Raw genomic sequence first — 15,812 nt, forward strand, 5'->3', positions numbered from 1 at the left:
TTGGAGGTAGCGGATGATCCATAAGCATGAAATTCCTATTTTAGAGTTTGACGATAACCCACAGGCAGTCATTATGCCGACCCATGAGGGGCTCGATGTGCACTTGCCTGAAAAATGCGTTTATGCTTTCTTAGAGGATGAGATTGATCGCTTCGCGAAAGTTGTCGGAGCCAAACAAGTAGATAGCTTTGTCTCAGCTACCAAGACCTATCCGGTTTATGTCATGGAGCACCAAGGAGAGGAAATCTGCTTGGCCCAAGCGCCAGTTGGATCTGCCCCTGCTGCCCAATTCATGGATTGGTTGATTGGCTATGGGGTGAAGAAGATTATTTCAGCAGGTAGCTGTGGCGTCTTGGTGGACATGGAAGAAAATGCCTTTTTGATTCCGACCAAGGCCTTGCGAGATGAGGGAGCTAGTTACCATTATGTGGCGCCTTCTCGGTATATAGAAGTGGATCGTCGAGCACTGACTGCCATTGAAACGGTTCTAAAACAAGCGTCCATTCCCTATCAAGAGGTCATGACTTGGTCGACGGACGGCTTTTTTAGAGAAACGCCCGACAAGGTAGCCTATCGCATGGAAGAAGGGTGTAGTGTGGTGGAGATGGAGTGCGCCTCACTTGCAGCAGTAGCCCAGCTTCGTGATGCGGTTTGGGGCTTGCTCCTATTTACCGCAGATTCTCTTGCAGACCTGGAAAATTATGACCAGCGTGACTGGGGGTCTGAAGCATTTGAGAAAGCCTTAGAATTATGCCTAGAAATGGTTCATCACTTGTAGGTCTATTCACTTTTTATGATACAATGAAGCTATGTTAGTCAAATTATTTTTTAAACAATGGCAGTCTAAGATTAAAAGCCTGTCTCCGGCAAGGCGAATCTTTCTCAGCTTTGCCTTGGTTATCTTGATCGGCTCTTTCTTATTGAGTCTGCCTTTTGTCCAGCAAGCAAGCTCAACAGCAGGCTATATCGACCACCTGTTTACAGCAGTCTCCATGGTCTGTGTAACGGGGCTCTTTACCCAGTCAGTGGCTTCGACCTATAATGCCTGGGGGCAGTTGATCTGTATGCTCTTGATTCAGATTGGTGGCCTAGGGATCTTGACCTTTATCGGTCTCTTCTTTATGGAAAGCCGTCAAAAGCTCAGCTACAAGGACCGGCAGACCATTCGGGATAGCTTTGGCTTTAGTAATAACCAGAGCTTGGCTCGTTTTGTCCGTTCTATTTTCATTACCACCTTTACCATCGAAGGACTGGGGGCCTTGCTCCTCATGATTCGCTTCATTCCTCGCTTTGGCTGGGGCCATGGAATCTTTAACTCCATCTTTGTCGCGGTTTCGGCTTTTTGTAATGCGGGCTTTGATAATTTTGGGGGCGATAGTATGATGAGTTTCCAGACCGATTGGCTGGTGAACCTGACCTTGTCTGCCCTGATTATTACTGGGGGCTTGGGCTTTATGGTTTGGTTTGACCTGGCCACCAAGGCCCGCAATCAATCAGGACGGCGGACCTTACGCTTCCATACCAAGGTGGTTCTCTGGTTAACAGCTGCGATCCTCCTCTTTGGGACAGTAACCAGTCTCTTGACCGAGTTTGATAATCCGGCAACCATTGGGTCTCTCCCCTTGGGAGACAAGATCTTAGTCAGCTTTTTCCAAACCGTCAGCATGCGGACAGCTGGTTTTGCCTCCTTAGATTATACAGCAGTCCGGCCAGTGACACTCTTCATCTATCTCTTGCAAATGTTTCTAGGTGGAGCACCAGGCGGGACAGCAGGGGGCATGAAAATCACCACCTTCCTGGTCCTCTTGCTCCTGGCTCGGAAGGAACTATTGGGGCTACCACATACCAACTTAGGGAAACGAACAATTTCACCAGACCTTGTTCAACGTTCCTTTGGGACAGCGGTGATATTCCAGTTGACCTTCTTAGTGGGGCTATTAGGAATCTGTTTGGTGACGCCGGATGGCCAACGCTTTATTTATTTGGTCTTTGAGGTGGTATCCGCTCTAGCGACAGTGGGAGTGACCGCCAATGTAACCTCGACCTTAAATGGAGCGGGACTAGGCATTATCATGGTCCTCATGTTTATTGGGCGGATCGGTCCCTTGACCCTCATGGTCAGCTTGAACAATTACCAAGCCAAGAAAGTAGATACCTTGCAGTATGCCAAGGCAGACATCATTATCGGATAGGAGAGACTTATGGCAAATCGAACCATTGGAATTTTAGGATTAGGAATTTTTGGACAGAGTGTTCTGAAAACGCTGCAGGACCAGGATGTGGATATTATAGCAATTGATGATCACGAGGATGTGATCAACCAGTATGAATCCATGATTACAACTGGAATTGTCGGGGATATTACAGACTTGGACCTCCTGGATGCGGCAGATATTGGGAATTGTGACACGGTCGTTATCGCGACGGGGGAAAACCTGGAGTCCAGCGTGCTGGCTGTCATGCACTGTAAGGCCCTTGGCGTCGAGCACGTCATTGCCAAGGTCAAAAATGAAGTGACCAAAGAAGTCCTTGAGAAAATTGGGGCTGATTTGGTTATCCTACCAGAAGTAGAAGCGGGGATGTCCCTAGCTAAGATGATTCTCTTCCAACATGGGATTGAAGTTTTTCAGTTGGATGAAGAAGTGGTGGTAGCTGAGTTTACAGTCCCAGCTAGCTGGGTAGGCAAAAGCCTTCAAGACTTGGCAGTCAGAGAGGAGTACCATCTCAATATTATTGGTTATCGAAATGCGGAAGACCAACCACTTCAGATTCAGATTAGTCCCGATTTTATCTGGCCAGAAGGCGTGCGCGTGATGGCGGTAACAGACAACCAATATCTGGATAGAATCCAGGACCTCTTAGAGGAAAGGAACTAAGAGAGAGTGGGACAGAAATCGATCATTCGTTAGAATTCGATTTCGTCGTCCCACCTCCGCACAGTTGAGTAAGGCTGTAAAAGCTGATGAAATCAGCGTAGTAGAGCCCACTCAACCACTGCGTCTTGCTCGACAATCCAAAAACAATTAAGAGGCTAGGACTTTTGTCCCAGCCTCTTTGGTTTTATAAAATTTCCAAAATATTATTGGAAACAACAAAAAATTGACAACATTAATTTGTTAGATTATAATAAAAAACATACCATTAGTATGATAAGGAAGAGTTATAATGGCAAGAAATAGAAACTCACATGAAACTAGAAAAAAAATACTAGAAGTTTCGAAAGATTTATTTTTAGAAAAAGGATTTGATAATACGTCAATACAAGATATCATAGATGGCTTAGGTGGATTAACAAAAGGTGTTATCTATCATCATTTTGAGTCTAAATATGATATACTGCAAACAATCATTAGCGAAAATAATCAAGAAATTTTAAATTATAATTGGAGAGGAAATACTGGATTAGAAAAGATACAAAATTCTTTGATGGACTCTTTCTCTAATTTTGATCACCAAAGGCTCGTTTACTCTGCCTCAATCATGCTAAGAAGTCCACGTTTGTTAGGAGAGCAGTATCTAGGTCTATTTTCTGATTTTTTACCCGAAATTAGAGAAAAAGTTTACGAAGGAGTTGAAGATGGATCTATTAAAATAGAATATCCAGAAGAGCTAGCAGATTTAATTGTTTTATCTCTAAATATTTGGATTGGTTTTCAAATTTCCGCTTTTTCATTAGTAGAATTAAAGCGTAAAATGAATTTCATTAAACTTACCTTTGAAGGTCTAGGGGTACAGTTAATTTCTGATGAAATGATGGAGGTGATTTTCAACTTATTTGATCACCTAAAAAAATGTAAATAAGTAGTCGCATGACATTCTTGTTAATACTAATTTCTATTTATGTATTATCAATTCAATAAATTATCTTACATAATTTATAATTAAAAAATAACATACTTTAAGTATGTTATTAAAAATCTATTATACATACCGAAGGTATGTTTGTTTTTAGTATATACATACCGATAGTATGTATAGTGTCATTGTCTGAAAAATAAGCTAATTTTTAAATATTTGTTGAGATTAGTTTGAATAGTTTACTCTTTATTTACACTTTGGAGGAAAGAATCTATGTTGTCGCTTATTAAAATTGAATTAAATAAAGTTTCTAAATCTAAATTATTTTTAGCCTGGTTGTGTACTATATCTATAGTGTTAGGTATTACAGGAATCATTATTATGGGATTAGGTACTGACAATAAACTAGGAGAATTCACTGGACAGGAATCTATTGTTATTAGAATTACTGGTAAATGGGAAGGTTGGGCAATTGTAGCTTCATTGTTTTCATCTTTATTTACAAAAGCAGCATTTTTGATTTTCGAATCTTATTTATTATCTACGATTATTATTGATGAATTTAAACGAAGAACAATTTTTCAGTTGTTTTCTTACCCTATTTCTAAAATAAAGTTACTATGGGGAAAAATTATTTCAGTCATTCTAATAGCATTTATTGCTCATTTTTTTGCACATTTAGTTATTCAATTATTCATTAGATTCATGGCTGTTGTAACTGAATCTAGTTATATCCCTTTAGCTAGTCAATTAATTAACTTAGCTGCAATATCGTTTGCAACAGTACTAATAGGGTTACTACCATTTGTTTTTGGTATGATTAAGCATTCAATAGCTATAACAATGCTTACAGGACTTGGTTTAGCGGCATTACTTTCGAATGTCAGTACAGGCAGTATAACTAATAATTTTGTTGATAACTTGTTCTTCTTAATATTTGCTAGTTTTATAAGTTTAATGATTGTTTCCTTTTCAATTAATACTATTTCAAGAAAAGATATTAATATCAAGTAGCATAGTTGAGTTTAATCGAAGGAAAGTTATAATTCCTTGATGATTTCTATAAAAAAAAGAGACTGTATAAGTTGGTATTTATGCTCCGGGAGAAAAATTCTTGCATTTAAAGCTAGATATAGAAAGAGAGATAGAAATGAGAAATATTGTTGAAATAAAAGAAGTTTTTAAAACAATTGATAAAGAAGAAATTTTAAGTGGTATCAACCTTCAAATTGCTGAAGGAGAAATCTATGGTTTTTTAGGACCGAATGGTGCTGGAAAAACAACGTTAATGAAATGTATGTTATCCTTATCAACAATTACATCAGGTAGTATTGAAATTTTTGGGAAAAATCTACAAGAACACAGAGAAGAAATCCTAAGTCAGATTGGAAGTATTATTGAATCACCAATTTTTTATGATAACTGCACTGCAAAAGAAATTTTGGAAATTCACGCTCAGTATATGGGGAAAAATATTATTGAATCAGATATAATAATTGCCTTAAGAATGGTCGGATTAAAAAATACGACTAAAAAAGTAAAAGATTTTTCGTTGGGAATGAGGCAAAGGCTTGGTTTAGCTCGTGCCTTTCTAACAAAACCTAAATTGTTAATTTTAGATGAGCCAATCAATGGTTTAGATCCAATAGGAATTCAAGAAATTCGAAATCTTTTGTTATCGCTTTCTAAGGAGCATGGAATTACAATACTAATATCGAGTCATATATTATCGGAAATTTCACAGATAGCAGATAAAATTGGTTTTATCAAAAATGGAAAAATTGTTGAACAGGTCTCTATGAAAGAAATTAGGAGAGAGAATATTGACTTAGAAGAATATTTTATGTCACATTTTCTAAATGAAATTAAGAATTATGAGGTAGATTAAGGATGAAACAATTGATAAAGAACCATCAGAAGGCTTTTTATGCTTTCATGATATTTAATATACTGGTCCCTTTAACTAATATTGCTTTTGCTTATTCTATTAAAGGTATTATTGATAGTGGCATGTCCCAAAATAAAGAAGCCTTAACTCAAGCAGTACTAGTAGGGGCTATTGTTATTTTCATATATGCAGGGCTCAACTTTATATCTCTTCGATTGAAAAATAAACTTGTTAGGCAAATCATGTCAAGATACAAAAATAAGGTGTTCCAATCTATTTTAGATAGGGATTATAGAGACTTTTCTAAAGAAAAATCAGGGAAATTTATTTCTGTATTAACCGAAAATATGAAGAAAATTGAGCAAGATTATTTACACCAGTATTTTAATATTTCAAAAAACCTTTCCTTAATGATTTTTTCGCTCCTAGCTATGTTTATAGGTAATTGGTATTTGACCTTATTGGTTATCATTGCTAGTATTATACCAATGATGATTTCTGGATTCATTGGACAAAAATCAGCTTATCTTCAAAAGAGTGCTATGATTGCCGATCAGAAGTATTTAGCTAAGGTTAAAGATATTTTAGCAGGGTTTCTAGTTATAAAAAGTTTTAATGTGAAAGAGGCTATCCGTCAAGATTACAGAAATGAAAGCGAAAAATTGGATGAGATATATTTTATGAAAGGAAAATTTGATGTTTTAGCTAATGTTATTTCGCAGCTTTCGGGGATGATTGTTTTTTTAGTAGCCTTTGGTGGAGGAATGTATCTTGTTTTTAATGGCTATACCACAATTGGAAGTGTAACAGCTATTGTTCAACTGGTCAATTTTGTAGTAATGCCACTAAATGAAGTTGGTATGGGAATAAGTAAATTCCGTGAAGGTCAGGCAACACTAGATGCATTTGAGGTAAAAGATGTAATCGAACTTCAAACTGGTAAAACGAAAGAATATTTCGATGATGTTATTTCTTTTTCAAATATAGATTTTTCTTATCCTAATAATGAAGAAAAGATTTTTAATCATTTATCTTTGAAGATTCAAAAAGGGGAAAAAATTGCAATTGTAGGAATGTCAGGGAGTGGAAAATCAACTTTGCTCAATTTATTGCTGCGTTTTTATGATGTAACAAGTGGACATATTTCAATTGATAATCAAGATATACAAGCTATTTCAGCAGAGAGTCTTTATAACTTGATGACGATTGTTCAGCAAGATGTTTATATCTTTGATGATACTTTAAGAGCAAATATTACTCTTAATCAATCCTTCACTGATGAGGAAATAAAGCAAGCTGTACAGCAGTCAGGTTTAGAAAGTTATGTTTTAGAAAATGAATCTGGTCTACAAGCTTTATGTGGAGAGAATGGATCAAATTTATCTGGCGGACAAAAACAAAGAGTTAGTATTGCGCGTGCCTTGATTCGAAAAACACCAATATTATTATTGGATGAGGCTACTTCATCTTTAGATAATCAAGTAACTACTGAAATTGAAAGTTCAATCTTGGATATTCACAATTTGACTGCACTTGTAGTAACGCACAAGTTGAATGAGAACATTTTGAAAAAATACGATAGAATTCTTTTTATGAAAAATGGCGTTATTGTTGAATCTGGTTCTTTTGGTAACTTGATGGATAGGAAAGGTGAATTTTATAAATTGGTTGAGTTGAGTGTGTAGTGATAATATATTTTTCAAATATCAATAATACTAAATCGGATGAGCTCTACATAGAAAATTCTATCCCGCTTACCTTTTTGAAAAAAGTGAGAAAATATAAATAGGTTCAAAACTAAGTCATGGAACTTCGAAGAAGTTCGCTGATGTCCGTACTCATACAAGGAAAGTTAGTAAGGAAATTTCTCTTCATGTTGAAATAACAGCAGGTTTTTATTAAAAAAATTTATTACTATCTAAAAATTAAAGTTATTTTAAGCTATTTCTTATATAGTAGAATCATTAGAAATACTTCCCTTGTGGGAATAGAAGGATAAATGATGAACATTCGTAAGTTTATACGACCAGAGAAGCCCTTAAAAGAGCTCAAGTGGTATGATATCGCCATTGTAACTGCGATCATGTTTGGGCAGTTTATTGTATGGTCTACAGAACTCTTCCTTGCCAGTCTTCAACCAGTTGCTCAAACCGTTACCGCAACTACTGAAACGACTGCCAATACAGCGACGGATGGCGCAGCATACTCTAGCAACTTCACCTTGCAAATCATCTTATTAGCTCTTGCTTTGACCTACTTGCTTCTACGGAATTTTGATTTTAAACAGCTTCCGATTCGTTTTAAATGGTCCGTCCTCTTTTGGGTACCCTTTATTTTTGCCATCGTTGGTCTGTTTGGGGATATCGTGACAACGGTGAGTGGAGAGTATGATTACTTCAATATCAATCTCCTCGCTTATATCGATCCCATGCAGATTATCCACAAGTTCTTAGCGCTTAGTCCCATGGCAATTGCTTATGCCTTGCTCAATGGCTTCTACGAAGAGTTCTTCTTCTTAGGAGTCATGACATCTGTTAATCAGAAGTACAAGTGGTGGGCGCTAGCTTATTCGACCTTGATTCGGATTTCCTTCCATACCTACCAAGGTTTGCTTTGGGCAGTGGTCATCGGAGTGATCTATGGACTCTTCTACTATGTTCTTTACAAGAAGGTGATCAAAAACCTCTTACCATTTTTCCTCATGCATGCTTTAGCAGATATGTTTGGCTCTAGCATACTCTATCTTTTAATCAACTGGGAAACTTAAAAAAATAGTTGAAAAACTGGACGTTTTGTCCGGTTTCATATTTAAGATAAAGTCTTCTTAAAAACTTTCCTAAGGTGAGTACGGACGTCAGCGAACTTCGTAGAAGTTCCATGACTAATTATTGAGCCTAAGGTCTCAATAATTCCGAGTTCCTGAAACAATTGCGTTTCAGGAACTTTTCTCACGGCGGAAAGTTTTAGTTCTGTTTTAATGACTCAAAAATATATAAAGACTTTAAAAAATTATCTAACCATTTTATGAAAAAAATAGTTAGTCTACATTAAAACTGGACATTTTGTCTGGTTTTTTTATCTGCTTTGAATCTCCTGAATGATGGGAAAATCCCTGTAGAAAAGGCACAAAGATGGTATAATAGAACTATCATTTTACAGGAATCAGTACATTATGAAATTAGTCTATACAGATATTCGAACGCCTTTAACCCAGGTCTTGGTAGATGAAGCCAATCGCTTGGTTGAAGAAGGGAAGCGGGTCTTTTATATCGCGCCCAACTCTCTATCTTTTGAGAAGGAGCACAAAGTCTTGCAACTCATAGACCAGAAGGCTTCTTTTGCCATCACCATTACGCGCTTTGCTCAGATGGCACGCTATTTTACACTCAATGAAAGTCACCAGCAGCAGTCGCTCGATGATATCGGTCTTGGCATGCTCTTTTTTAAGGTGCTTTCTCAGATGCCGGATGAAGAGCTCAAGGTTTATGCCCGTCTTAAGAAGGATCCCCAGTTTATCCAACAATTGATCCAGCTCTTTCATGAGTTGCAGACAGCCCAGATGACAGCATCCGACTTGGATGCCTTGCCAGATCAGGAGAAGAGAGAAGACTTGATCCATATCTTGAAGGCTGTTCAAGACCAGTTAGTTGCAGGTTCTTTTGAGTCTGAGTCTAAGTTGGCTAGTTTTGCCTCTCATCTTATCAAGGGAGATTTGGATGAGGAGTTGAAAGACTTGGCCCTAGTAATTGACGGTTTTACGCGTTTCTCAGCCGAGGAGGACTACCTGGTTCATTTACTGCACGACAAGGGCGTCGAGATCATTATTGGGGCATACGCCAGTGAGAAAGCCTATCGCTCGACCTTTCGTGAAGGAAACCTCTACCAGGCAAGTGTCGACTTCCTGCTAGACTTGGCTAGGACCTACCAGGTCACGCCAAGCTATGTCGGTCAAGGAAAAGAGGATGCCTTTAGTCGTATGATGCGGATCTTGGAAGCTCGTTATGACTTTACAGAGGTAGAGGGTGAGCTGTTTGATCAAGATCGAGAAGCAGTAGAGATTTGGACCTGTAACCATCAAAAGGAAGAATTAGAGGCTGTAGCCCGCTCCATTCGCCAGCGTCTGTATGAGGGAGCTCGTTACAAAGATATTCGAGTCCTCTTGGGGGATGTGGATGCTTATCAGCTCCAGCTCAAAACCATCTTTGACCAGTACCAGATTCCCTTTTATCTTGGAAAGAGTGAGTCCATGTCCCAGCATCCCCTGGTCCAATGGGTGGAATCCTTGGACCGTCTTCGTCGCTATCGGTTTTTGACCGAGGATGTGGTCAATCTCTTGAAGACGGGGCTCTATGGGGCGCTAACGCGAGAGGACATCGACCATTTTGAACAATATGTTCGCTTTGCAGAAATCAAGGGTTTAGCTGCCTTTTCTCGTGACTTTACAGCCAATCACCATGACAAATTTGACCTAGAGCGTCTCAACCAGATTCGCCAGCAGGTCATCGGTCCCCTTCAGGATTTTTACAAGACCAAGAGCCAGACCAGCCAGGGGCTACTGAAAAAGTTTGCCCAGTTTTGTCAAGATGCCCAGTTGGCGCAAAACATGCAACAGTTAGCCAGTCGTGGCTCTGAACAGGAAATGGAACGCTATGACCAGGTATGGAAGTCCTTTAGCCATGTGCTAGAACAATTTGCCCAGGTCTTTGATCAAATCAAGGTGACCTTAGATGATTTTCTTAGCCTTCTCTTGTCAGGGATCTTGTTGGCAAGTTATCGAACGGTCCCAGCGACAGTGGATGTGGTGACAGTCCAGTCCTATGATTTGATTGAGCCCTTATCAGCTCCTTATGTCTATGCCATTGGCTTGACCCAGGAGCGTTTCCCTAAGATTGCCAAGGACCAATCCTTGCTGACGGATGAGGAGCGTCAGGTCCTGAACCAAGCTTCAGACCAACAGGCTAATCTCCAAATTGCCAGTCAGGACAACTTACGGAAGAATCGCTTCGTCGCCCTATCTCTCTTCAATGCGGCCACCAAACAGCTGGTCTTATCCAGCCCTATTCTTGTCAATGAGGTGGACGATAAGATGTCCCCTTACTTGTTCGAGCTGACCAAGGCACCGCTTGCTCTACCCGTCATTGAGAAGAAGGCAAGGGCCTCTAGTGAAGATATGGGGTCTTACCAGGCCCTCTTAGCTCGACTGATTGAATTGCACCAGGGAGAAATTGACCAGGAGTTGAGCAAGGAAGAAGCGACCTTCTGGGCAGTTGCCATTCGCATTCTTCGGAAGAAATTAGCTTCAGAAGGCTTGCATATCCCGCAAATTAGCCAAAGCTTGACGACCAAGGTCTTAGAGGATGAGACGCTGGAAGTCCTTTATCCAAAGGGGCAGGCCCTGTCTTTATCTGCTTCAGCTCTCAACACCTACTACCAAAACCAATACAGCTATTATCTTCACTATGTCCTAGGCTTGCAGGAGGAGTGGCACTTGCGTCCAGATGCTAGAAGCCATGGGAATTTCTTGCATCGAATTTTTGAACGTGTGCTGAAAGATCCTTCAGAAGGGGATTTTGATGAGCGCTTGAACAAGGCCATTCGCGAAACCAGCCAGGAGACAGAGTTTGCCCTCCTATATCAGGAGAATGCCATGGCTGCTTTTTCAAAAGAATTGCTCCTGGATACAGCTCGGGCGACTGGTCGTGTCCTCGCTCACAATGACAGCATAGAAACCATTGGGGAAGAAGCTCTCTTTGGCCGAGAAGATCGTCCCTTCTTAACCCTTGAGGATGGTCGTCCGCTCTTGGTCAAGGGCAAGGTCGATCGGATTGACCGTCTCTCTAATACAGGAGCCTTGGGAGTGGTGGACTACAAGTCTAGCGAGACTAAGTTTAATTTTGAGAAGTTCTTTAATGGACTCAACTCCCAGTTGCCAACCTATCTGTCTGCTATCAAAGACTTTAAGGTTTTTGATCCTGACAAGGGGATTTTTGGAGCTATGTACTTGCAGATGACGGATCCCTTGGTGCCTCTCAAGGATACCAAGGCGGTCGATGATGCTGTCCAAGCGGTTCTAAAATCCCAACAATACAAGGGACTCTTCTTGGCAGACCAGGCTAGCCAACTAGGGGAGAGCTATGAGAAAAACAAGGCCATGTTGCTGAGTCAAGAGGAGCTAGACCTGCTCTTGCTCTACAATGCTCATCTCTATCAACAAGCAGCCGAGGGCATCTTGTCGGGTGAATTTGCTATCAACCCTTATACTGAAAATGGTCGAAGCATTGCTCCGTATGTAGAACAATATAAATCGATTACGGGATTTGAAGCCAATCTCCACTTAGGACAAGCCCGCTTCTTGGAGAAACTGGACCCAAGTCGCTATGACAAACGCCCAGTTGGTGACAAGCTCCGTCAGGCCTGGATAGAAAAAATGAAGGAGGAATTGAATCAATGAAACCAATTGAATTTTTAAGTCCCGGTCAGATTCAAGACCTCCAAGTCCAAGAGGCCCGGTCTGATAAGGAACCAAAGCGGACGCCAGAACAGATAGAAGCCATCTATTCGTCTGGAACCAATATCCTAGTCTCAGCTTCGGCCGGTTCTGGGAAGACTTTCGTCATGGTCCAACGGATCCTGGATCAATTGCACCGAGGGATTTCCATCCAGCAATTGTTTATCTCAACCTTTACGGTCAAGGCAGCGACTGAGCTCAAGGAACGCTTGGAAAAGGAGTTGGAGAAGAGCCTCAAGGCTACCAAGGATGAGGAGCTCAAGCACCACCTGGCCCAGCAAATTGCAGAATTACCAACTAGTGATATCGGGACCATGGATGCCTTCACGCAGCGGCTGGTCTCCAAATATGGCTATTTATTAGGCCTCTCGCCGACCTTCCGTATCCTCCAAAGTGCAAGTGAGCAGTCCTTACTCAAGAATGACTGCTTCGAGCAAGTCTTTGAGCAGTTTTATGAGGAGCAAGGGCCTGAACGCCTCTTTAGTCGCTTGGTTATGAACTTTACAGGAAAGGGCAAGTCGCTAGCAGGTTTTAAGGATCAGGTCTACGCCCTAGTAGACTTCTTGCAATCCACTGCGGATCCTCTCGCCTGGTTGGAGGAGTCCTTCCTCAAAGGCTATCAGGATCTGGACTATGATGAAGCCTTGGATCAGTTAGCCCAAGAGGTAAAAGAGCAACTCTTTGAATTAGAATCTTTCTTAACCTTCCATCTGGCTAATGAAGGACAAGCATTTTCAGGGGCCAAGTACCAAGAAAATGTCACCGCTATTCAAGACCTGATTGCTCGTCTCAATGAGAAATCCAGCCAGGAAGCGATTTTTGAGGTCTTGGAGCGGGTGACCTTGATCTCCCGTGCCAGCGGCGGACGAAGTCTGACCATCACGACACGAAAAGAAGACCTGAAAGAGCTAGCGACTGCCTTTAATGACGAACGCAAAGAACGCATCGAAGCCTTGCGGGCAGCAGCTTCCCAGCACTACCAACTAACCTATCAGATTCGCTTCAAGGATGAACCCTTGCCTTTGCTAGTCTTGCTCAGGGATTTTGTCCAAGCTTTCTCGATTGCCTATTTGGAGCGCAAGAAGCAGGAAAATGCCTTTGAATTTGGCGACATCAGTCATTTTGCCATCCAGATTCTTGAAGAATTTCCTCATATCCGCAGTCTCTATCAGGAGCGCTACCATGAGGTCATGGTCGATGAGTACCAGGATACCAACCACACTCAAGAGCGGATGTTGGAGCTCTTGTCTAATGGCCACAACCGCTTCATGGTGGGAGATATCAAGCAGTCTATCTACCGCTTCCGTCAGGCTGATCCTCAGATTTTTAATGACAAGTTTAAGGCCTACCAAGAAGAAGGGGCAGATGGCAAATTGATCCTGCTCAAGGAGAATTTCCGTAGCCATGTAGAGGTCTTAGAAGCGACCAACCATGTCTTTGAACGCCTCATGGATGAGGAAGTTGGAGAGATCCTCTATGACCAGAGCCATCGCTTGATTGCGGGCAATCCGGAAAAGAAAGAGCCGACACCAGCTTATGAGACGGAGTTCCTGCTCTATGATGGGAGTCAGGACGCAGCTGAAACAAGTGAAGAAGAGGCGCAAGAAGGGGATAGCCTATCCTCAGGTGAAGTCCTTTTGGTCATCAAGGAGATCATCCGCCTCCACAATGAAGAAGGGGTACCTTTCAAAGATATCACGCTTTTGACGGCTTCACGGACCCGTAACGACAAGGTGCTTTCAGCCTTTGAAGCCTATCAAATTCCTATCGTTGCGGACGGGGGAGAGGAAAACTACCTCCAGTCTGTTGAGGTCATGGTCCTCTTGGATACCCTCCGGACCATTAACAATCCCTTACAGGACTATCCCTTGGTGGCCCTCATGAAATCAGCCATGTTTGAATTTGACGAGGACCAGTTAGCTCGCTTAGCTTTACAGGGAGTTGAAGGCAAGAAAGCAGAAAATCTCTATGAGAAACTGCAGCATGCTTTAGACCAGACTGGAAGTGCTCCTCAGTTGATCGATTCAAGCTTAAGAGAGAAACTCACTCGCTTTATGGAGACACTGGATGGCTGGCGTGACTATGCCCAGACGCATTCTCTCTATGACCTGCTTTGGAAGATTTACCAGGATCGCCACTACTATGATTATGTGGGTGCCCTGCCAAATGGTGCCCAACGGCAGGCCAATCTCTATGCCTTGACTATTCGGGCAAATGACTTCGAAAGTTCTAGTTTCAAGGGATTGCCTCGCTTTATCTCCATGATTGATAAGATCTTGGAAAACCAGCACGACTTGGCCAATGTTGCCCAGGCAGTTCCTAAGGATGCTGTCCAACTCATGACCATCCATAAGAGCAAGGGACTTGAGTTCCCCTATGTCTTTATCCTCAACACCGATAAAAAGTTTGTCGGCAAAGAACTGTCTACCAATGCCGTTATCAGTCGGAAAAATGGGGTGGGCATCAAGTATATTGCGAATCTTCCTGTCGAGTCTGATCAAGAGGGACTTCCTGAGGCGGTTCGATTGGTCATTGAGACCCTGCCTTACCAGCGAAATGTCGAGGAAATTCGTCTGGCAGCCTTGTCGGAGCAGATGCGTCTCCTCTATGTCGCTATGACCCGGGCAGAGCGTAAGCTTTATCTTGTCGGTAAGGGCCGGCAGGATAAGCTGGAAGAGAGAAAATGGGGAGCCAGTGTCAATGGACGCTTGAGCCCAGCTCTTCGGAAGGAGATCAATTGTTTCCAAGACTGGCTCTATGCCATTCAGGCAGTCTTTGCCCAGCAACACTTAGCCTATCGGACCCGCTTTGTGACCGACCAAGACTTGACGCCGGAGCAAATCGGCCACTTGGAGTTGAAGACGTCCCTCCCAGTCGATGACCTGAAGGACAACCGCCAATCAGAAGAGATTCGCCGTGCTCTGGATGTCTTAGAATCTGTGGACCGGCTCAACACGCAGTACCAAGCAGCTATCCAACTGCCTAGTGTGCGGACCCCAAGTCAAATCAAAAAATTCTATGAACCCATCCAAGATATCGAAGGAGTGGATCTCATGGAAAAAGCGGACGTTCCATTACCAAGTTTTGAGTTTCCAAACTTTGGCAAGGAAGAAGCTGTGACAGGGGCAGCAGTCGGTAGTGCCCTGCATGAACTAATGCAACGGATTCCATTGACGATGATGCCAACAATGGAGAGCCTAGCAATGATTCTCCAAGAGGTCAATGCCAGCCCAGCTGTCAAGAAGCGAATCGACCTCAAGAAGGTCTTAGCCTTCTTCCAGACTGACTTGGGCCAACTCTTGCTAAAAGAGTCCGACAAGGTCCATCGTGAAGCGCCCTTTGCCATGCTCAAGACAGATCCAGCTAGTGGCCAGGACTTTGTGGTCCGGGGGATCTTGGACGGCTACCTGCTTCTAGAAGATCGGATTCTTCTCTTTGACTACAAGACAGACCGTTACCGCAACCCTCAGGACCTGCTAGATCGTTACCAAGCCCAACTGGAACTCTACGCAGAAGCCCTCCGTCGTTCGTATGGTATAGACTGCATCGAATCGTATTTAATCTTACTAGGAGGCGAGCAATTGCAGGTCGTTTCTCTAGCAGATAGAAAGGATTAAT

Annotated in this window: 10 protein-coding genes; all 10 read left to right on the plus strand. The window is 42.0% G+C overall.

Annotated features, from left to right (window positions below; all coding sequences use genetic code 11):
* The first annotated feature begins 13 nt into the window (after window positions 1-13).
* On the plus strand, window positions 14-778 hold the full coding sequence (locus tag DW738_RS01635) for a nucleoside phosphorylase (RefSeq protein WP_123160158.1): 765 nt from the start codon (window positions 14-16) through the stop codon (window positions 776-778).
* Window positions 779-809: 31 nt separating this feature from the next.
* The gene (locus DW738_RS01640; RefSeq protein WP_123160159.1) at window positions 810-2,192 is read left to right on the plus strand and encodes a potassium transporter TrkG; all 1,383 of its coding nucleotides are present in this window, start codon (window positions 810-812) and stop codon (window positions 2,190-2,192) included.
* Window positions 2,193-2,201: 9 nt separating this feature from the next.
* A complete protein-coding gene (locus DW738_RS01645; protein ID WP_123160160.1) occupies window positions 2,202-2,876 on the plus strand; it encodes a TrkA family potassium uptake protein in 675 nt (224 codons plus the stop codon).
* 289 nt (window positions 2,877-3,165) lie between these two features.
* Window positions 3,166-3,801 (plus strand): TetR/AcrR family transcriptional regulator, encoded by a 636-nt coding sequence (locus DW738_RS01650; RefSeq protein ID WP_123160161.1) that lies wholly within the window; start codon window positions 3,166-3,168, stop codon window positions 3,799-3,801.
* 270 nt (window positions 3,802-4,071) lie between these two features.
* The gene (locus DW738_RS01655; RefSeq protein WP_123160162.1) at window positions 4,072-4,812 is read left to right on the plus strand and encodes a hypothetical protein; all 741 of its coding nucleotides are present in this window, start codon (window positions 4,072-4,074) and stop codon (window positions 4,810-4,812) included.
* Window positions 4,813-4,948: 136 nt separating this feature from the next.
* Complete coding sequence (locus tag DW738_RS01660; RefSeq protein WP_123160163.1) at window positions 4,949-5,686, plus strand: ATP-binding cassette domain-containing protein; 738 nt, start codon at window positions 4,949-4,951, stop codon at window positions 5,684-5,686.
* A gap of 2 nt (window positions 5,687-5,688) precedes the next feature.
* Window positions 5,689-7,371 carry an ABC transporter ATP-binding protein gene (locus DW738_RS01665; RefSeq protein WP_123160164.1) on the plus strand — a complete coding sequence of 561 codons (1,683 nt, stop codon included), beginning with the start codon at window positions 5,689-5,691 and terminating at the stop codon, window positions 7,369-7,371.
* Between the two features lie 317 nt (window positions 7,372-7,688).
* Window positions 7,689-8,453, plus strand: coding sequence for a CPBP family intramembrane glutamic endopeptidase (locus DW738_RS01670; RefSeq protein WP_123160165.1), 765 nt, complete (start codon window positions 7,689-7,691; stop codon window positions 8,451-8,453).
* Window positions 8,454-8,858: 405 nt separating this feature from the next.
* On the plus strand, window positions 8,859-12,137 hold the full coding sequence (gene rexB / locus DW738_RS01675) for an ATP-dependent nuclease subunit B (protein WP_123160166.1): 3,279 nt from the start codon (window positions 8,859-8,861) through the stop codon (window positions 12,135-12,137).
* Window positions 12,134-15,811, plus strand: a complete 3,678-nt coding sequence (addA, locus tag DW738_RS01680; protein WP_123160167.1) for a helicase-exonuclease AddAB subunit AddA — start codon at window positions 12,134-12,136, stop codon at window positions 15,809-15,811. Before rexB ends, addA begins: the two co-directional genes overlap by 4 nt.
* Window position 15,812: the final 1 nt, after the last annotated feature.

This window comes from Streptococcus sp. AM28-20 (assembly GCF_003603595.1).
In the GTDB taxonomy this organism is placed as follows: domain Bacteria; phylum Bacillota; class Bacilli; order Lactobacillales; family Streptococcaceae; genus Streptococcus; species Streptococcus ilei.